We start from the raw sequence: 16,580 nt of genomic DNA, 5'->3' as shown, positions 1-16,580 counted from the left end.
GCCAGGCACCGCGCGACCGCTCCAGGGTGGCTTCCCTCTATAGAAACCAAAACGATGTCAAGCAACAAGCGATATATCGACAAAGCCGCCGGAGTGCTTAACCTGGGAACGTGGACACGATCGACAACGCCCTGACACCCGCCCTGCCTTTGGCCGGCGCTGCTTCGCCTGCCGCGCAACGTGTTGCCGGGCGAGCCAGGCTTTTCTGCGGCAAGAGCGATGGCCGGACGCGCCTGCAGCGGCTCTACCAGGACGGATCGGCCAAGATCCGCCTGCCGGCGGTGCAGGGCGATCCGCTCGAGGCGGTGCTCATCAACACGGCCGGCGGAATGACCGGCGGCGACCGCCTCGGCTGGACGATCGAGGTCGGCGCCGAGGCCTCCGCCTCCATCACCAGCCAGGCCTGCGAGAAGGTCTATCGCGCCGCCGCCGACAGGGCCGAGACAAATGTCGGCCTGCGGGTCGGTCCGGGCGGGCGCCTCGCCTGGCTGCCGCAGGAAACCATCGTTTTCGATCGTGCCGCCTTCGCCCGCACGCTGGATGTCGATCTCGCGGAGGATGCCGAAGCGCTGGTGCTCGAAGCCACGCTGTTCGGCCGGCTGGCGATGGGCGAGCGGACGGTTCGAGGCAGCTTCCACGACCGCTGGCGGGTCCGCCAGGGCGGCACGCTGGTCCATGCGGAGGATTTCCGGATCGGTCCGGATATCGCGGCAACGTTGCGGCGGCCGGCGGCGACCGGCGGCGCGCTTGCCGTCGCGACGCTGCTGCTCGTTTCGCCGCAAGCGGAAAGCCTGCTCGAGGCGGCCCGCGCGATCATCGGCGACTCTGCCGCCGGCGGCGGCGCCAGCTTCTGGAGCGTCGGCCGATCTGGCAAGCTTCTTGCGAGGCTCACCGCCGGCGACGGCTACCAGCTCCGCAAGCGGTTGGTTCCGCTCGTCGAACTGCTCAACGGACGGGCGGGCCTGCCTAAATTGTGGTCACTCTGATCTGAAATACCGGGACATCGCATGAATCTTACGCCGCGTGAAAAAGACAAGCTGCTGATCGCCATGGCGGCGATGGTGGCGCGCAAGCGCCTGGAGCGCGGCGTCAAGCTCAACCACCCCGAAGCCATCGCCCTGATCACCGACTTCGTCGTCGAAGGCGCCCGCGACGGCCGTCCCGTCGCGGAACTCATGGAGGCCGGCGCCCATGTCGTCACCCGCGCCCAGGTCATGGACGGCATCGCCGAGATGATCCACGACGTCCAGGTCGAGGCGACGTTTCCCGACGGCACCAAGCTGGTGACCGTGCATGAGCCGATCAGGTAAGGATCGATCCGGTGAGGAGGAAGACCGATGCTGGAGCTTAGGCCAAATTGCGAATGCTGCGACAAGGATCTGCCGCCGGAGGCGACCGATGCGCTGATCTGCACCTTCGAATGCACCTTCTGCGCCGACTGCGTCGATACTGTGCTGGGCGGCGTCTGCCCGAATTGCGGCGGCAATTTCGCGCCGCGGCCGATCCGGCCGGCAGGCAAGCTGACGAAATATCCGCCATCGACCAGGCGCGTGCTCAAGGCCGAAGGCTGCGGCCCGCGCAAGGCCGCTTAACCGGTCAATTGGAAAGGGCAGAAAGATGATCCCCGCCTCGACGAAACGAACCGCACTTGCCGCGATCCTTTTCCTGGTGGCCGCCATCCCGGCTGAAGCCCATGTCGGCGCAGGCTCCACCTCTTCCTTCGCCGCCGGTTTCGCGCATCCGCTGTCCGGCCTCGACCACATCACGGCCATGGTCGCCGTCGGTCTGTGGGCGGCGATGAAGGGCGGCAAGGCGCTCTGGGCCTGGCCACTTGCCTTCCTCGGCGTGATGCTGGCCGGCGGCGCGCTCGGCATGCTGCATGTGCCGGTGCCTTTCGTCGAGCCGGGCATCCTCGCTTCCGTCGTGGCGCTCGGCCTGCTGGTGGCGCTGGCGATCGACCTGCCGGTCTCGGCCGGGGTCGCCATCATCGGCCTGCTCGCTCTCTTCCACGGTCACGCCCATGGCGCCGAGGTGCCGGAAAACGCTGCCGGCCTCGAATATATGGCTGGCTTTGCCGCCGTCACCGCGCTGCTCCACGGTGTCGGCATGGCGGCCGGCCTTCGGCTTGGGTGGCGCTTCCGCGGCCTGGCGCGCGCCGCCGGCGCCGCTTGCGCGGCGATCGGCGTCGGCCTTTCCTTCGGCATGGTGTGAGGGCGCGATGATCCCCGGTGAAGTTATTGCGGCCAAAGGCGAGATCGACCTCAACAAGGGCCGGCCGACCGTCACCCTCAAGGTCGCCAACAGCGGCGACCGGCCGATCCAGGTCGGCAGCCATTATCATTTCTTCGAGACCAATGAGGGCCTGAAATTCGACCGCGAGCCCGCGCGCGGCATGCGGCTGGACATCGCCGCCGGCACCGCCATGCGCTTTGAGCCGGGCCAGGAACGCGACGTCACGCTGGTGCCGCTGGGGGGAAAACGCGAGGTCTATGGCTTCCAGCAGAAGGTGATGGGCAAGCTGTGAGGTCCGCCGCCGCGCTCAAATCACTTCGGAGGCCATCACTTCGGGGGCTTGGCGGCCGCGTAGACGACGACCTTCCCCGGATTGTCGAACTCAACGGCGAGCACGTCCTCGGCCTGCACGCGCCGGGAATCGATCGCGTTGAAGAGCAGGGCGTTCGCCTCGATCTCCTGGCGCAGCTCGGCGACATCGTCCTGATGCTGCTTCATTTTGTTCTCGATGGCCGGCGGCGGCCCGCCTTCGCTGCGCGCCGCATCGGTCAGGAACACGATGTCGACCCTGTCGAGCTTGGTGATCTTGCGCACCGTGCCGATATTGTCGCGGGTCCGGTCAATGGCGGTGATGACTTTTCCGGCCTCCGTCCTGGAGAGCGCCTCTTCCTGGCGGACATCGGAATCGACAATCGCGGCGGCAGGCTTGTCGCTGCCCAACGGCTGGGCAGCGGACGCGGCATGGGGCGCGGCGACCGCGAAAAGCGATGCGGCAACCACGGAATTCCATCTTGCAAAACGCCGGCCATTCGCCATTGCTCGCTCCTGACTGACCTCGTGGCGGGGCGAAAACAGCGAAACGGTCCGGCCTGGCCGCAGGTTCCCTTCGAAGGCCTGACGGCGGCCCGCGAGGCGGCCCGCATTCTTTTCAAAATATGGGCGGCGGACCGCAAGACGGTCCGCCCGGGCGCGCGATCAGCTCGCCTTCTTGGTGATCAGCGTCAGCGCGCCATTGGGCTGCATGCTGGCGGCAATCACCTGCGCCGAGCTCATGCCCTTGGCTTCGAGCGCGGATTTCACCTTGGGCGTCGCGTCGATCGACTTGCGCAAGGTCTGCAGGCCGGCATCGCCGCGCTGCGCGACAATTTGGTTCACCTGCGTCTGCGCATCCTTGGGCAGTTCGGTGATGTCGACGACGTTGACGCTCTGGATCGCCGGCGCCGCGGACTGGGCTTTCGGCGCGGCGGGGGCGGTCGGTGCCGGGCTGGGTTGTTGCGTCGGCTGCTGTTGGGCGCCGGCACTACCCGCCATCATCAAGGTAGCGGCTGCGGCGACAAGGATCGCGTTGCGCATGGATGTTCCTTCCATCGGATTGGGAGTGATTCCGCCCGCCTCAACGGCCTGATGGGAACGCTGAAATGGGCGCTCAAAGTGTCGGCGAGCGGGTCATTGCGTGACCATTGGGTGGCGACAATGTGTGCCACGCGCACAAACAATTGGAATTCGGGAGCAATTGCTGATGGCCAGGATAAGCCGCGCCGCCTATGCGCAGATGTATGGACCGACGGTCGGCGACAAGGTGCGGCTTGCCGACACCGAGCTGTTCATCGAGGTCGAGAAGGACCTCACCGTCTACGGCGAGGAAGTGAAATTCGGTGGCGGCAAGGTCATCCGCGACGGCATGGGCCAGAGCCAGGTGACGCGGGCAGAGGGCGCCGTCGACACCGTCATCACCAATGCGCTGGTCGTCGACGCGCTTGCCGGCATCGTCAAGGCCGATATCGGCCTGAAGGATGGCCGCATCGCCGCGATCGGCAAGGCCGGTAATCCGGATACGCAGGATGGCGTCACCATCACTATCGGCCCCGGCACCGAGATCATCGCCGGCGAGGGCAAGATCCTCACCGCCGGCGGCTTCGATGCGCATATCCATTTCATCTGCCCGCAGCAGATCGAGGAGGCGCTGATGAGCGGTATCACGACCATGCTCGGCGGCGGCACCGGTCCGGCGCATGGCACCTTGGCGACCACCTGCACGCCCGGCCCCTGGCACATGGCGCGCATGATCCAGTCCTTCGACGCCTTCCCGATGAATATCGGCCTGTCGGGCAAGGGCAACGCGTCAAAGCCGGCGGCGCTGGAAGAGATGGTGCTGGCCGGCGCCTGCTCGCTGAAGCTGCATGAGGATTGGGGCACGACGCCGGCCGCCATCGATTGCTGCCTGTCGGTCGCCGACGCCTACGACGTGCAGGTGATGATCCACACCGACACGCTGAACGAATCGGGCTTCGTCGAGAACACGGTGGCGGCCATCAAGGGCCGCACCATCCACGCCTTCCATACCGAAGGGGCCGGCGGCGGCCATGCGCCCGACATCATCAAGGTCTGCGGCCTGCCCAACGTCATCCCGTCCTCTACCAACCCGACCCGGCCTTATACGGTCAACACGCTGGCCGAACATCTCGACATGCTGATGGTCTGCCACCATCTGTCGCCGTCGATCCCCGAGGACATCGCCTTCGCCGAAAGCCGCATCCGCAAGGAGACGATCGCGGCGGAGGACATCCTGCACGACATCGGCGCCTTCTCGATCATCTCCTCCGACAGTCAGGCCATGGGCCGCGTCGGCGAGGTGGCGATCCGCTGCTGGCAGACCGCCGACAAGATGAAACGCCAGCGCGGCGCGCTGCCCGACGAAACCGGCGACAACGACAATTTCCGCGTCCGCCGCTACATCGCCAAATACACGATCAATCCGGCCATCGCGCACGGCCTGTCGAAGGAGATCGGCTCGATCACCGTCGGCAAGCGCGCCGATCTCGTGCTGTGGAATCCGGCCTTTTTCGGCGTCAAGCCGGAGATGGTGCTGGTCGGCGGCTCGATCGCCGCTGCCCCCATGGGCGATCCGAACGCCTCGATCCCGACGCCGCAGCCGATGCACTATCGGCCGATGTTCGGCGCCTATGGCAAGGCGCTGACCAACTCCTCGGTGACCTTCGTCTCGAAGGCGGCGCTCGACGCCGGCCTGCAGGGCAGGCTTGGCGTCGACAAAGCGATGGTTGCGGTCGAGAACACGCGCGGCGGCATCGGCAAGCATTCCATGGTGCTCAACGCCGCCACGCCGCATGTCGAGGTCGATCCCGAGACTTATGAGGTGCGTGCCGACGGCGAGCTCTTGACCTGCGAGCCCGCGACCGTGCTGCCAATGGCGCAGCGGTATTTCCTGTTTTGACAGGCGGCTGGTCCGATTAGCTGGCAAATGTCGTTGCGGCTCGGGCGCGCAGATCGCAATATGCTGCCAAGCAGCAGCATTGTGATCAGGCATGCCCACCGAAATCGCCTCCCAGCACGACATATTCCCGCATATCCGCATCGTCATGGGCATGGTGATCGGCCTCGGCGTCACCCGGCTGCTTTCGGGAACCGCCCGCATCGTCCAGCATCCCGGCCAGTACCGGCTCTATGCGGTGCATCTCGCCTGGGTCGCCTCGGTGCTGTTGATGCTGGTGCATTTCTGGTGGTGGGAGTTCGGCCTCTACGCCATCGAGAACTGGACCTTCGGCAAATATCTTTTCATCATCTTCTACGCCATCACGCTGTTCCTGCTCTGCGCATTGCTGTTTCCGGATTCGATGCTCGATTACACCAGCTACGAGGACTATTTCTATTCGCGCCGCGCCTGGTTCTTCGGCCTGCTCGGCTTCACCTATCTGCTCGATGTGATCGACACGCTGCTCAAGGGGCCGGAGCATTTCGCCCGCTTCGGCAACGAATATCTGTTCCGCACGCCGGTCTTCGTGGCGCTTTGCATCGTCGCGATCCTGGTGCGCGACAAACGCTTCCACATCGCCTTCGTCGCGGCTGCGCTGATCTATCAGATATCATTCATCCTGCGGCTGTTCGACACCATCGTCTGAGCGTTCGCGATGCGCTAGGGTTCTCGGAAAGGCAAGGGTTCAACCATGTACAAGGCTGTCGGATCGCGCGGCTCCCGCGTCAGCCGGGTGCTCTGGATGCTCGAGGAACTCGGACAGCCCTATGAGTTCGTCGAGGTAAAATTGCGCTCGCCGGAAGCCTACGCGCTCAACCCTTCAGGCAAGGTGCCGATCCTGATCGACGACGACCTGAAAATCACGGATTCGGCGGCGATCTGCGTCTATCTGGCCGACAAGCATGCCGATAGAGGCATGGGCGCCAATCCGGGCGTTGCCGGGCGCGCCGAGATGGATTCATGGATGCATTTCGCCCAGAGTGAGTTGGAAGCCCCGCTATGGAACAAGCTGCGTCACCGCTTCCTGCTGCCGAAGGATGTTCGCGTCGATGTCGGCCCGGCCGCGGCCTATGATTTCGCATCCGAAATAAAAGCGCTGGATCGCCGGCTTGGCGACAATCCCTATGCCTTGGGCGACCGCTTCTCGGCCGTTGACGTCTTGCTTGGCGATATGGGCGGCTGGGCGCGTGCCGGCCGCTTCCCGATCGAATCCGACCGGGTGAATGCCTATTTCGACCGTGTCCTCGAACGGCCCGCCCGTGCAAGGGCGCAAGCCAATGGCGGAGCCATGAAATGAAGCTCAACATCACCACCGATTTCACCAAGTTTCCACGCGCTGTCTCGGTGCTTGTCGCCGGTGATCCCGGACTGGCGACGCCCTATGACAAGGCCGTGCTGCCGCATGACGAGCGCCATCTGCGCCGCCGCGCCATCGAGACGGCGGCCGGCGACAGGGTGCTGGTCGACCTGCCCGAGCCGGTGGCGCTGAACAATGGCGACCGGCTGGTGCTGGAAGACGGCCGCCAGCTCGAAATCGTCGCGGCGCCCGAGGAGGTCTACGACATCCGCGCCCGCGATGCCGTTCATCTCACCGAGCTTGCCTGGCACATCGGCAACCGCCACCTCGCGGCGGCGATCGAGACTGACCGCATCCTCATCCTGCGCGACCATGTCATCAAGGCGATGCTCGAAGGTCTCGGCGCCACGGTGAAAGAGGTTTCGCAGCCGTTCAGCCCGGTGCGCGGCGCCTATTCCGGCCACGATCACGGCCATTCGCATGACCACCATGATCATGATCATCATGGCCATGACCACGACCACCATGGCCACGATCATGACCATCACCACCATGATCACGGCCACCATCACCACCATGACTGACCAGCCGTCGACGATAGCGCTGCTGCGGCTGATGGCCTGGCTGTCGCCGGCCTTTCCGGTCGGCGGCTTCTCCTACAGCCACGGGCTCGAGCGCGCCGCGCATGACGGGCTGATCGCAAATCGCGACGATCTCGCCGGCTGGCTCGAGACGCTGGTCGAGATCGGCTCGGGCTGGAACGACGCCGTGCTGTTCGCCGAAGCCTGGCGCCGCGCGCGCGATGACGGCGATCTCAACGAAGTCGCAGCACTTGCCGAGGCGCTTGCCGGATCGCGGGAGCGTCATATGGAGACAACGCTCCAAGGCGCGGCCTTCCTCAAAGCGGCATCTGCCTGGCCGTCTCCGGTGCTTGAACGACTGCCGGCTGATTGCCCCTATTGCGTTGCGGTCGGCGCCGTTGCCGGCAGCAGCGGCATCGGCCTTTCGGATGCGCTTTCCGCCTTCCTGCAGGCTTTCTTCTCCAATCTTGCGCAAGCGGCGATCAGGCTCGGCGTCGTCGGCCAGGTCGATGCCGTCGAATTGTTAGCCGGCTTCGAACCGCTGGCGCTGACGACCGCATCGCGCGCCGCCGCTTCCAGCCTGGACGATCTGGGGGGCACGGCCTTCATATCCGACATAGCGGCGATGAACCACGAAACGCAATATTCGCGGCTGTTCCGCTCATGATCGTGCTTGCCGTCATCCTTTCCTTCGTTCTGCTGGTTATCACCACGCTGCATGTCTATTGGGGCATAGGCGGCATCTGGCCGGGCACGGATCAGGCCTCCTGCGCACGCGCCGTCGTCGGCTTCCACGGCATCGATGAGATGCCGTCCTCATTCGCGAGTTTTGCTGTCGCCGCGTGCCTCGCGCTCGCGACGCTCTGGCCGCTGGCGCTGGCCGGCGTCTTTGCGACGCCCTTTCCACGGGAGGGCCTTGCGGCCACCGCGTTGATGATCGGCCTCGTCTTCCTCGGCCGCGGCATAGCCGGCTTCACGTCCTGGTGGCGCAGGCTTACGCCGGAGCAACCTTTCGCGCGGCTCGACCAAAGTCTCTATTCGCCGCTCTGCCTGTTGATCGGGCTGGGCTTTGTCATTCTCTCTATCTGGGAGTTCCCGGCATGACGTCGAAAAACGGTCCTCTTCGCATTGGCATTGGTGGCCCCGTCGGCTCGGGCAAGACGACGCTCACCGAAAAGCTCTGCAAGGCATTGCGCGACGATTTTTCGATCGCCGTCGTCACCAACGACATCTACACCAAGGAAGACGCGATGATGCTCGCGCGGCTACAAGCATTGCCGGAGGAGCGCATCGTCGGCGTCGAGACCGGCGGCTGTCCGCATACGGCCATCCGCGAAGACGCCTCGATCAACCTGCGGGCGATCGCCGAGCTGAACAAGAAATTCCCCGACCTCGACATCATCTTCATCGAATCCGGCGGCGACAACCTCGCCGCCACCTTCTCGCCGGACCTTGCCGACCTGACGCTTTATGTCATCTCGGTCTGCCAGGGCGAGGAGATTCCGAGGAAAGGCGGCCCGGCCATCACCCGCTCGGATTTCCTCATCATCAACAAGAGCGATCTGGCGCCCTATGTGAACGTCAACCTCGACGTGATGGAAAGCGACGCCGGCCGCATGCGTGGCAAGCGGCCCTTCGGCTTCACCGATCTGTCGCGAGGCAAAGGGTTGCAGGACGTAATCGACTTCATCGTCGAGCAGGGCGGGCTGCAGTCGGCGCGCCCGGCGGCTTGATCCGCTGAGCCATCGATTATCGGTTGCTGGCAGCGGCGTCGCACGGCATTCTCGTCCAAACAGGAGGATTTCCGATGAGCCTTGCACGCCTGCACAAGGAACCGCTGAGCAACCTGCCCTATTACGAGGAGCGGGTCGATCTCGCCGCCGCCTTCCGCTGGACCGCCCGGCTCAACATGCATGAGGCGGTGGCCAACCACTTCTCGCTGTCGGTCAACGAGGACGGCACGAAATTCCTGATGAACCCGAACCAGGTGCATTTCTCGCGCATCAAGGCGAGCGACCTGCTCCTGATCGACGCCAACGATCCCGAAACGCTCTCCGGTCCCAATGCGCCCGACCCGACCGCCTGGGGCCTGCACGGCGCCATCCATCGCAACGTCCCGCATGCGCGCTGCGCCATGCATGTCCATTCGATCCACGCCACCGTGCTTGCCTCGCTGGCGGACTCGACGTTGCCGCCGGTCGACCAGAACTCGGCCATGTTCTTCAACCGCCATGTCGTCGACGCCAATTACGGCGGGCTGGCCTTCGAGGAGGAGGGCGAGCGCTGCTCGCAGCTTCTCACCGACCCCAAGGTCAAAGTGATGGTCATGGGCAATCATGGCGTCATGGTCATCGGCGACACCGTCGCCGACACCTTCAACCGCATGTTCTACTTCGAGCGCGCCGCCGAGACCTACATCAAGGCGCTGTGGACCGGCCGCCCGCTGCGCACGCTCTCCGACGAGATCGCCGAGAAGACCGCGCGCGAGATGGACGACTACCCCGGCCAGGCAGAGCGCCATCTGGCCGAGCTGAAAGCGATCCTCGACGAGGAAGAGCCGGTTTATCGGAATTGATGCCGGACTCCTTCTCCCGGTTACGCCACGCCTGTGACTGGCGTGACTGATCAGGCCTCGGCTTGATTGCCACGTGGTTCCCCCAAACCGTCGCTGCCTCGCAGCGCCACCTTTCCCCCTCCGGAGGGAAAGGAATGGAGCGTTGCTGGACGAGCGTTGGCGGGCAAGAAGCTTGGCCCCTTTCCTCTGCCCCGTCGATCGGGGGAGAGGTGGCTCGGCGAAGCCGAGACGGAGTGGGGGGTCGACCAGCGCCTCGGTTGGCTATTTTCTCAGAGCCCCAACTGCGCCCGCAATTCCTCGGCGCTGTTGATCACAATCGCCCCGGCCGGGCCCTCCATCGGCGCTTCCGGCCAGAAGAGCGTCTTCATGCCGGCAGCCAGTCCGGCCATGGCGCCCGTCAGGCTGTCGTCGACGGCGAAAGCATCCGCCGGGTCGACGCCGGCGAGGTAAGCGGCGCGCAGGAAGGGTTCGGGCAGCGGCTTGCCGTCGATCACGTCGTTGCGGCTGACCGTCATCATGCCCGGATAGGTGAGGCCGACGGCGCGCAGATTGGCGTCGACGATCAGCCGGTCGGAATTGGACACCACCGCCTGCTCGACACCGAGCGCGCGCAATTCGGTGAACACCTCGATCGCGCCGGGGCGCGGCTTCAGCGTTTCGGCCAGCGGCAGGTAGTGATCGTATTTGCGCACGATCCAGTCGTCGAAGGGCAGGTCGAGGCCGAATTCGTCGCGCAGCATCTCGTAGACCGGCCATGCCGCGATGCCCAGCACCCGCTCGTGCAGATCGTGCGGCGGGGCGATGCCGACGCTGCGCAGCGCCGCCACAAGCGCTGCCTCATGCAACGGCTCGCTGTCGACCAGCGTCCCGTCCATATCCCAGAAAACGGCTTTCGGCGTCATGCGCGGCTCCCTTCGGCGATCCCCTTAATCGGTTTCCAGCCCGAGATAAACCGTCCCGTCGGCAAATGGTTCGGCGCGAGACGGCAGACCTGTTGGAGGCCTGTAGGGCGCCCAAGCAATTGCTCTTTCGATAGACAATTGCGCGCCGGCATATTCGCTGTAAGCTATGGCGCCCGTTTCAGCATTCTTGCGGGCGGGGAGGCAGGACGTGAGTTTGCGACAGGAAACCGGCAGCACCAGGTTGGATGACGCTGCGCGCGCCGGCTGGCTTTATTATGTTGCCGGCAACACGCAGGACCAGATCGCCGCCAAGCTCGGCATCTCCAGGCAGACGGCGCAGCGGCTGGTGTCGCTGGCGATGTCCGAAGGGCTGATCAAGGTGCGGGTCGACCACCCGATCGCCAACTGCCTCGACCTCGCCGCGCGGCTGAAATCACGTTTCGCGCTCGACCTTGTCGAGGTGGTGCCGAGCGACCCGACCTCGAATTCGACGACCATCGGCATCGCCGAGGCGGCCGCCGCCGAGATCGAGCGCCGGCTGCGCTCCGAAGCCCCCATCGTCATGGCGATCGGCACCGGGCGCACGCTGAAGGCGGCGATCGAGCAGCTGCCGCCGATGGACTGCCCGCAGCACAAGGTCGTGTCCCTGACCGGCAACATCTCGCCCGACGGCTCGGCCGCCTTCTACAACGTCATCTTCACCATGGCCGACCGCGTCAAGGCGCGGTCCTTCCCGATGCCGCTGCCGGTCATCGCCTCCTCGCCGGAAGAGCGCGAGATGCTGCTCAACCAGCCGATGATCCAGCCGACGCTGGCGCTGGCCGCGGAAGCCGATGTCACCTTTGTCGGCATCGGCGATCTCGGACCCAAGGCGCCGCTCTATGAGGACGGCTTCATTTCCGAAAGCGAGCTGAAGGCGCTGCAGAAGGCCGGCGGCATCGCCGAGATCGTCGGCTGGGTGTTTGACCGCGAAGGCCGCATGATCGAGGGCATCACCAACGACCGCGTGTCGTCCGCCGCGCTGCCATCGCGGGAAAAATCGCTGGTCATCGCCTTGGCCATGGGCGACCGCAAGCTGCCGGGCATTTTGGCCGCCGTCAACCGCCGGCTGGTCAATGGCCTCGTCACAGACGAGCGGACGGCCGAAGCCCTGCTTGCCGGCTGATGGCCCATAAAAGAAGCCGGCTATTGCGAGGGGCCGCGCGGGTCGTTGCCGTCGAGAAAACCCATGTCGCGCTGCAGATGCTCGGATAGTTCGCGAACGTCGATGTAGCCGCGCCTGCGGCCCGAAACCCTTGCAAATTCCCGTACCAGCGTGAAAAACCAGCCGCGTGCGGGAGTGGAAACGAGTTTTTCCTGTACCGTGACCATGATCGTCAGCCTTGAACTGGATTGATCGTTGATCCCAAATATCGGTCTGGCGGGTTCGTGCTTCCAATTAAACCTCGATCATGACCCATAAGGAGGCCTTATGCCCGATCTGACCCCTCCGCAGCTTGCGCCGCTGCCGCCGCTGCAGGCGATCCGGGTGTTCGAAGCGGTGGCTAGGCACCTGTCCTTCACCAAGGCGGCGCAGGAATTGGGCATGACCCAGGCGGCCGCGAGCTACCAGATCAAGCTGCTGGAGGAGCGCATCGGCGCGCCGCTGTTCCTGCGTCGGCCGAAGCAGATCGAGTTGACCGGACCCGGCCAGCGCCTGGCGCCCGCCGTCAGCGAAGCCTTTTCCATCCTGGGTCAGGCCTATGCCGCGGCGCGCGGCGGCGCCGACGGACTGCTCTGCGTCACCACCGTGCTGACCTTCGCCTCGAACTGGCTGGCCCAGCATCTGGGCTCATTCCAGATTGCCCATCCGGCCCTTGCCGTGCGGCTCGACACGTCGAGCCGCCTGACCGATTTCGCGCGCGAGGATGTCGACCTCGCCATCCGTTCCGGCGGCGGCAAATGGCCGGGCCTGGAGGCGCACAAACTGCTCGACGCCGACTTCACGCCGATGCTGAGCCCCAAGCTCGCGGCGAGCATAGGCGGCGTCAAAGAACCGGCGGATCTGTTGCGCCTGCCGATCCTCGACCCCGGCGACGTCTGGTGGTCGCAATGGTTCGAGGCCGCCGGCGTGACCGGCCATGATCTCGCCAAGCGGCCGGGCTCCAGCATGGGCGCGCAGGCCTATGAGGCGAACGCGGCAATGGCCGGCCATGGCGTGGCGATCCTGACCAGGGCGCTGTTCAAGAGCGAGATCGCCGACGGCCGCCTGATCCAGCCTTTCGATCTCGTGGGTGATGACGGACACGCCTACTGGCTGGTCTATCCGACGGCGCGCCGCAACGTGCCGAAGATCCGCGCCTTCCGCGACTGGATCCTCGCCGAGATCGCCTGCGCGTAAGCGAGTCCACCTCTAGCTTCCCTTCCAGCATGCCCGGTCATGTCGCCGGCTGGCGTCACGTGCCGTCATTTCTGCTGCGCTGCAGCATCGAATCCGCCTTGACATAAATCACTCCAAGTGAGTAATTGCTCAAAGCCAAGGCAAATGCTCATCTTGGTTTATGGGAGGAATTTGATGAAACTTCGCACGCTCACCCTGGGCTTGTTGTCGGCCAGCGCCCTCGCTTTCGCCGCGCATGCCGAATCCATCACCATCGCCACCGTCAACAATGGCGATATGGTCCGCATGCAGAAGCTGACGGACGACTTCACCAAGGCCAACCCCGACATCCAGCTCAACTGGGTCACGCTTGAAGAGAATGTGCTGCGCGAGCGGGTGACCACCGACATCGCCACCAAGGGCGGCCAGTACGACGTCATGACCATCGGCACCTACGAGGTTCCGATCTGGGCCAAGCAGAGCTGGCTGCTGCCGCTCGACAAGCTCGGCGACGACTATGACGTCAAGGACATCATCCCGGCCATCGCCGGCGGCCTGTCGGTCGACGGCAAGCTCTATGCCGCGCCCTTCTATGGCGAAAGCTCCTTCGTCATGTACCGCAAGGACCTGATGGAGAAGGCGGGCCTGAAGATGCCCGACGCGCCGACCTGGGAATTCATCAAGCAGGCCGCCGACAAGATGACCGACCGCGCCAATGGCGTGAACGGCGTCTGCCTGCGCGGCAAGGCCGGCTGGGGCGAGAACATGGCCTTCCTCACCGCCATGTCGAACTCCTTCGGCGCCCGCTGGTTCGACGAGAACTGGAAGCCGCAGTTCGATCAGCCCGAGTGGAAGAACACGTTGCAGTTCTATGTCGACCTGATGAAGGCCGACGGCCCGGAAGGCGCTTCGTCAAATGGCTTCAACGAGAACCTGGCGCTGTTCCAGCAGGGCAAGTGCGGCATGTGGATCGACGCCACCGTCGCGGCGTCCTTCGTCTCCGATCCGAAGGCCTCGCAGGTCGCCGACAAGGTCGGCTATGCGCTGGCGCCCGACAACGGCCTAGGCAAGCGCGGCAACTGGCTGTGGGCCTGGTCGCTGGCGATCCCCGCCGGCACCCAGAAGGCCGATGCCGCCGAGAAGTTCGTCTCCTGGGCAACCAGCAAGCACTATGCCGAGCTGGTCGCCTCGAAGGAAGGCTGGGCCAATGTTCCGCCTGGAACGCGCTCCTCGCTCTACGCCAATCCGGAGTACCAGAAGGCGGCGCCCTTTGCGAAGATGACGCTGGACTCCATCAACGCCGCCGACCCGACGCATCCGACCGTCAAGCCGGTGCCCTATGTCGGCGTGCAGTTCGTTGCCATTCCTGAATTCCAGGGTCTCGGCACCACCGTCGGCCAGCTCTTCTCGGCCGCCCTTGCCGGCCAGTCGAGCGTCGACGACGCCCTCAAGCAGGCCCAGGACGCAGCCACCGCGGCGATGACCGAAGGCGGCTACATCAAGTAAGGCTCCTCCCGGTGCCGAACGCCGGTCGCCCATCATGGCCGGCAAGGGGCCGCCCGAAACCCAGTTCGGGCGGCCACTCTTCAAAACCGGGAAGGTTCTGGGCGCAACTCTGAAAATCCGGCTGACTTTGGGAGGGTGACCGTCATGGCTACTCAACAAACCCGTTCGCTTGCCCGCTTCATGATGGCGCCATCGGTGATCCTGCTGTTCGTCTGGATGATCGTGCCGCTGCTGTTCACGCTCTGGTTCTCGTTTCAGCAATACAATCCGCTGAACCCGATGCGTGACGGCTTCGTCGGCTTCTCCAATTACGCGCTGTTCTATTCCAATCCGGCCTTCCTCTATTCGATCCTCAACACGCTCACCATCGTCGTCAGCGTGCTGGTCATCACCGTGGTCGGCGGCATCCTTCTGGCGATGCTGCTCGATCAGCCGATCTGGGGCCAGGGCATCGTGCGCATCCTGGTCATCTCGCCGTTCTTCGTCATGCCGCCGGTCGCGGCGCTTGTCTGGAAGAACATGATCATGCACCCGCAATACGGCGTCTTCGCCGACATTGCGCGCTTCTTCGGCGCCCAGCCGATCGACTGGTTCGGCCAGCATCCGCTGACCGCCGTCATCCTGATCGTCGCCTGGCAGTGGCTGCCCTTCGCCACGCTGATCCTGCTCACCTCCTTGCAGTCGCTCGACGGCGAGCAGAAGGAGGCGGCCGAGATGGACGGCGCCGGCTTCCTCAGCCGGTTCTGGTATCTGACGCTGCCGCACATGTCGCGCGCCATCACCGTGGTCATCCTGATCCAGACGATCTTCCTGCTCTCGATCTATGCCGAGATCCTGGTCACCACCAATGGCGGCCCGGGCTACGCCTCCACCAACCTGCCTTTCCTCGTCTACCAGAAGGCGCTGCTGGAGTTCAAAATCGGCCAGGCCTCCGCCGGTGGCGTGATCGCCGTCATTCTCGCCAACATCGTTGCCTTCTTCGCTATGCGCGCCGTCGGCAAGAACCTCGACAAATAAGGGAGGATAAGATGGCCCGCGCAGTCACCACCCAGCACAAGACAATCGCCACGGCCGCGGCCTGGATCGTCGCCCTGCTGATCTTCTTTCCGATCCTCTATACGATCATAACTTCCTTCAAGTCGGAGCAGGAGGCGATCCAGGGCTTCAACCTGATCCCGTCCGGAACCTTCGAGAGCTATTCGGAGGTCCAGCAGCAGAGCGGCTACTTCAAGTTCTTCTTCAATTCGGTGCTGCTGTCGGTCGGCTCGACCATTCTCGCGCTCATCGTCGCCGTCCCGGCGGCCTGGTCGATGGCGTTTTCGCCGAGCAAGCGCACCAAGGACATCCTGATGTGGATGCTCTCCACCAAGATGATGCCGGCCGTCGCGGTGCTGTTCCCGATCTACCTGATCTTCCGAGACTCAGGGCTTCTCGACAGCCGCATCGGCCTCACCGTCATGCTGATGCTGATCAACCTGCCGATCGTGGTCTGGATGCTCTACACCTATTTCCGCGAGATCCCAGGCGAGATCCTGGAGGCGGCGCGCATGGACGGCGCCTCGCTGTGGAACGAGATCATCTATGTGCTGACGCCGATGGCTGTTCCCGGCATTGCCTCGACCATGCTCTTGAACATCATCCTCGCCTGGAACGAGGCGTTCTGGACCATCCGGCTCACCACCACCAACGCCGCGCCGCTGACGGCCTTCATCAGCTCCTTCTCCAGTCCTCAAGGGTTGTTTTGGGCGAAGCTCTCGGCGGCCTCGACGCTGGCGATCGCACCGATCCTGATCATGGGCTGGTTCAGCCAGAAGCAGCTGGTGCGCGGCCTGACCTTTGGTGCCGTGAAGTAGAACG

The 16,580-nt window shown here is 64.5% G+C and carries 22 protein-coding genes; 18 read left to right on the top strand and 4 right to left on the bottom strand.

The features are described 5' to 3' along the window. Window positions 1-233 precede the first annotated feature (233 nt). The 5 genes from E5X34_RS21160 to E5X34_RS21140 are packed head-to-tail and all read left to right on the top strand — an operon-like array spanning window position 234 to window position 2,524. Window positions 234-986, top strand: a complete 753-nt coding sequence (locus E5X34_RS21160) for an urease accessory protein UreD (RefSeq protein WP_292568657.1) — start codon at window positions 234-236, stop codon at window positions 984-986. Between the two features lie 21 nt (window positions 987-1,007). Next, on the top strand, window positions 1,008-1,310 hold the full coding sequence (locus tag E5X34_RS21155) for an urease subunit gamma (RefSeq protein WP_041003069.1): 303 nt from the start codon (window positions 1,008-1,010) through the stop codon (window positions 1,308-1,310). Window positions 1,311-1,337: 27 nt separating this feature from the next. Then, complete coding sequence (locus tag E5X34_RS21150) at window positions 1,338-1,592, top strand: DUF1272 domain-containing protein (protein ID WP_292568553.1); 255 nt, start codon at window positions 1,338-1,340, stop codon at window positions 1,590-1,592. A 25-nt stretch (window positions 1,593-1,617) separates the two neighbouring features. Continuing rightward, window positions 1,618-2,211 (top strand): HupE/UreJ family protein, encoded by a 594-nt coding sequence (locus tag E5X34_RS21145; protein WP_292568551.1) that lies wholly within the window; start codon window positions 1,618-1,620, stop codon window positions 2,209-2,211. A gap of 7 nt (window positions 2,212-2,218) precedes the next feature. Continuing rightward, the gene (locus tag E5X34_RS21140; protein WP_292568549.1) at window positions 2,219-2,524 is read left to right on the top strand and encodes an urease subunit beta; all 306 of its coding nucleotides are present in this window, start codon (window positions 2,219-2,221) and stop codon (window positions 2,522-2,524) included. 35 nt (window positions 2,525-2,559) lie between these two features. Here the strand turns inward: E5X34_RS21140 and E5X34_RS21135 are convergent, their stop codons facing one another. Beyond that, window positions 2,560-3,048 (bottom strand): hypothetical protein, encoded by a 489-nt coding sequence (locus E5X34_RS21135; protein ID WP_292568547.1) that lies wholly within the window; start codon window positions 3,046-3,048, stop codon window positions 2,560-2,562. Window positions 3,049-3,207: 159 nt separating this feature from the next. Continuing rightward, window positions 3,208-3,585, bottom strand: coding sequence for a hypothetical protein (locus E5X34_RS21130; protein ID WP_127883342.1), 378 nt, complete (start codon window positions 3,583-3,585; stop codon window positions 3,208-3,210). A 163-nt stretch (window positions 3,586-3,748) separates the two neighbouring features. On the opposite strand from E5X34_RS21130, the gene ureC reads away from it, so the two are divergent. From ureC to E5X34_RS21090, 8 genes are all read left to right on the top strand, one after another. After that, window positions 3,749-5,464, top strand: a complete 1,716-nt coding sequence (ureC, locus tag E5X34_RS21125; RefSeq protein WP_292568655.1) for an urease subunit alpha — start codon at window positions 3,749-3,751, stop codon at window positions 5,462-5,464. 91 nt (window positions 5,465-5,555) lie between these two features. Beyond that, window positions 5,556-6,149: a hypothetical protein gene (locus tag E5X34_RS21120; protein WP_292568545.1), complete on the top strand. Its 594-nt coding sequence runs from the start codon at window positions 5,556-5,558 to the stop codon at window positions 6,147-6,149. Window positions 6,150-6,194: 45 nt separating this feature from the next. After that, on the top strand, window positions 6,195-6,800 hold the full coding sequence (locus tag E5X34_RS21115; RefSeq protein ID WP_292568543.1) for a glutathione S-transferase family protein: 606 nt from the start codon (window positions 6,195-6,197) through the stop codon (window positions 6,798-6,800). Beyond that, window positions 6,797-7,384, top strand: coding sequence for an urease accessory protein UreE (locus E5X34_RS21110; RefSeq protein ID WP_292568540.1), 588 nt, complete (start codon window positions 6,797-6,799; stop codon window positions 7,382-7,384). Before E5X34_RS21115 ends, E5X34_RS21110 begins: the two co-directional genes overlap by 4 nt. Then, on the top strand, window positions 7,326-8,048 hold the full coding sequence (locus E5X34_RS21105) for an urease accessory protein UreF (RefSeq protein WP_292568653.1): 723 nt from the start codon (window positions 7,326-7,328) through the stop codon (window positions 8,046-8,048). Before E5X34_RS21110 ends, E5X34_RS21105 begins: the two co-directional genes overlap by 59 nt. Further along, the gene (locus E5X34_RS21100) at window positions 8,045-8,485 is read left to right on the top strand and encodes a DUF3995 domain-containing protein (RefSeq protein ID WP_292568538.1); all 441 of its coding nucleotides are present in this window, start codon (window positions 8,045-8,047) and stop codon (window positions 8,483-8,485) included. The genes E5X34_RS21105 and E5X34_RS21100 overlap by 4 nt, the downstream gene beginning before the upstream one ends. Next, window positions 8,482-9,114, top strand: a complete 633-nt coding sequence (ureG, locus tag E5X34_RS21095; protein ID WP_042637471.1) for an urease accessory protein UreG — start codon at window positions 8,482-8,484, stop codon at window positions 9,112-9,114. The genes E5X34_RS21100 and ureG overlap by 4 nt, the downstream gene beginning before the upstream one ends. A gap of 74 nt (window positions 9,115-9,188) precedes the next feature. Further along, a complete protein-coding gene (locus E5X34_RS21090) occupies window positions 9,189-9,956 on the top strand; it encodes a class II aldolase and adducin N-terminal domain-containing protein (RefSeq protein WP_042637470.1) in 768 nt (255 codons plus the stop codon). Window positions 9,957-10,225: 269 nt separating this feature from the next. Here E5X34_RS21090 and E5X34_RS21085 read toward each other — a convergent pair whose 3' ends face one another. After that, complete coding sequence (locus E5X34_RS21085; protein WP_292568535.1) at window positions 10,226-10,858, bottom strand: HAD family phosphatase; 633 nt, start codon at window positions 10,856-10,858, stop codon at window positions 10,226-10,228. A 208-nt stretch (window positions 10,859-11,066) separates the two neighbouring features. On the opposite strand from E5X34_RS21085, the gene E5X34_RS21080 reads away from it, so the two are divergent. Continuing rightward, a complete protein-coding gene (locus E5X34_RS21080; RefSeq protein ID WP_292568533.1) occupies window positions 11,067-12,023 on the top strand; it encodes a sugar-binding transcriptional regulator in 957 nt (318 codons plus the stop codon). A 20-nt stretch (window positions 12,024-12,043) separates the two neighbouring features. On the opposite strand, the gene E5X34_RS21075 is transcribed toward E5X34_RS21080, so the two are convergent. Next, window positions 12,044-12,229: a hypothetical protein gene (locus tag E5X34_RS21075; protein WP_292568531.1), complete on the bottom strand. Its 186-nt coding sequence runs from the start codon at window positions 12,227-12,229 to the stop codon at window positions 12,044-12,046. 100 nt (window positions 12,230-12,329) lie between these two features. Between E5X34_RS21075 and E5X34_RS21070 the strand changes: the two genes are divergently transcribed. The 4 genes from E5X34_RS21070 (at window position 12,330) to E5X34_RS21055 (ending at window position 16,576) form a co-directional block, all read left to right on the top strand. Then, complete coding sequence (locus E5X34_RS21070) at window positions 12,330-13,238, top strand: LysR substrate-binding domain-containing protein (RefSeq protein WP_292568529.1); 909 nt, start codon at window positions 12,330-12,332, stop codon at window positions 13,236-13,238. A 174-nt stretch (window positions 13,239-13,412) separates the two neighbouring features. Next, window positions 13,413-14,723: a sugar ABC transporter substrate-binding protein gene (locus E5X34_RS21065; protein ID WP_042637462.1), complete on the top strand. Its 1,311-nt coding sequence runs from the start codon at window positions 13,413-13,415 to the stop codon at window positions 14,721-14,723. 144 nt (window positions 14,724-14,867) lie between these two features. Further along, window positions 14,868-15,740 carry a sugar ABC transporter permease gene (locus E5X34_RS21060; protein WP_042637461.1) on the top strand — a complete coding sequence of 291 codons (873 nt, stop codon included), beginning with the start codon at window positions 14,868-14,870 and terminating at the stop codon, window positions 15,738-15,740. 11 nt (window positions 15,741-15,751) lie between these two features. Then, entirely contained in the window at window positions 15,752-16,576 is an 825-nt protein-coding gene (locus tag E5X34_RS21055) for a carbohydrate ABC transporter permease (RefSeq protein WP_292568527.1), read from the top strand. Window positions 16,577-16,580: the final 4 nt, after the last annotated feature.

The sequence above is a fragment of the Mesorhizobium sp. genome, from assembly GCF_004963255.1.
Taxonomy (GTDB): domain Bacteria; phylum Pseudomonadota; class Alphaproteobacteria; order Rhizobiales; family Rhizobiaceae; genus Mesorhizobium.
This window is presented reverse-complemented; position numbering and strand designations above follow the sequence as displayed.

Excerpts from the sequence above, each read along its gene's own strand:
- E5X34_RS21155 (WP_041003069.1), top strand. The coding sequence starts at position 1,008 with ATGAATCTTACGCCGCGTGAAAAAGACAAGCTGCTGATCGCCATGGCG.
- E5X34_RS21150 (WP_292568553.1), top strand. The coding sequence starts at position 1,338 with ATGCTGGAGCTTAGGCCAAATTGCGAATGCTGCGACAAGGATCTGCCG.
- E5X34_RS21145 (WP_292568551.1), top strand. The coding sequence starts at position 1,618 with ATGATCCCCGCCTCGACGAAACGAACCGCACTTGCCGCGATCCTTTTC.
- E5X34_RS21140 (WP_292568549.1), top strand. The coding sequence starts at position 2,219 with ATGATCCCCGGTGAAGTTATTGCGGCCAAAGGCGAGATCGACCTCAAC.
- E5X34_RS21135 (WP_292568547.1), bottom strand. The coding sequence starts at position 3,048 with ATGGCGAATGGCCGGCGTTTTGCAAGATGGAATTCCGTGGTTGCCGCA.
- E5X34_RS21130 (WP_127883342.1), bottom strand. The coding sequence starts at position 3,585 with ATGCGCAACGCGATCCTTGTCGCCGCAGCCGCTACCTTGATGATGGCG.
- E5X34_RS21120 (WP_292568545.1), top strand. The coding sequence starts at position 5,556 with ATGCCCACCGAAATCGCCTCCCAGCACGACATATTCCCGCATATCCGC.
- E5X34_RS21115 (WP_292568543.1), top strand. The coding sequence starts at position 6,195 with ATGTACAAGGCTGTCGGATCGCGCGGCTCCCGCGTCAGCCGGGTGCTC.
- E5X34_RS21110 (WP_292568540.1), top strand. The coding sequence starts at position 6,797 with ATGAAGCTCAACATCACCACCGATTTCACCAAGTTTCCACGCGCTGTC.
- E5X34_RS21105 (WP_292568653.1), top strand. The coding sequence starts at position 7,326 with ATGGCCACGATCATGACCATCACCACCATGATCACGGCCACCATCACC.
- E5X34_RS21100 (WP_292568538.1), top strand. The coding sequence starts at position 8,045 with ATGATCGTGCTTGCCGTCATCCTTTCCTTCGTTCTGCTGGTTATCACC.
- ureG (WP_042637471.1), top strand. The coding sequence starts at position 8,482 with ATGACGTCGAAAAACGGTCCTCTTCGCATTGGCATTGGTGGCCCCGTC.
- E5X34_RS21090 (WP_042637470.1), top strand. The coding sequence starts at position 9,189 with ATGAGCCTTGCACGCCTGCACAAGGAACCGCTGAGCAACCTGCCCTAT.
- E5X34_RS21085 (WP_292568535.1), bottom strand. The coding sequence starts at position 10,858 with ATGACGCCGAAAGCCGTTTTCTGGGATATGGACGGGACGCTGGTCGAC.
- E5X34_RS21075 (WP_292568531.1), bottom strand. The coding sequence starts at position 12,229 with ATGGTCACGGTACAGGAAAAACTCGTTTCCACTCCCGCACGCGGCTGG.
- E5X34_RS21070 (WP_292568529.1), top strand. The coding sequence starts at position 12,330 with ATGCCCGATCTGACCCCTCCGCAGCTTGCGCCGCTGCCGCCGCTGCAG.
- E5X34_RS21065 (WP_042637462.1), top strand. The coding sequence starts at position 13,413 with ATGAAACTTCGCACGCTCACCCTGGGCTTGTTGTCGGCCAGCGCCCTC.
- E5X34_RS21060 (WP_042637461.1), top strand. The coding sequence starts at position 14,868 with ATGGCTACTCAACAAACCCGTTCGCTTGCCCGCTTCATGATGGCGCCA.
- E5X34_RS21055 (WP_292568527.1), top strand. The coding sequence starts at position 15,752 with ATGGCCCGCGCAGTCACCACCCAGCACAAGACAATCGCCACGGCCGCG.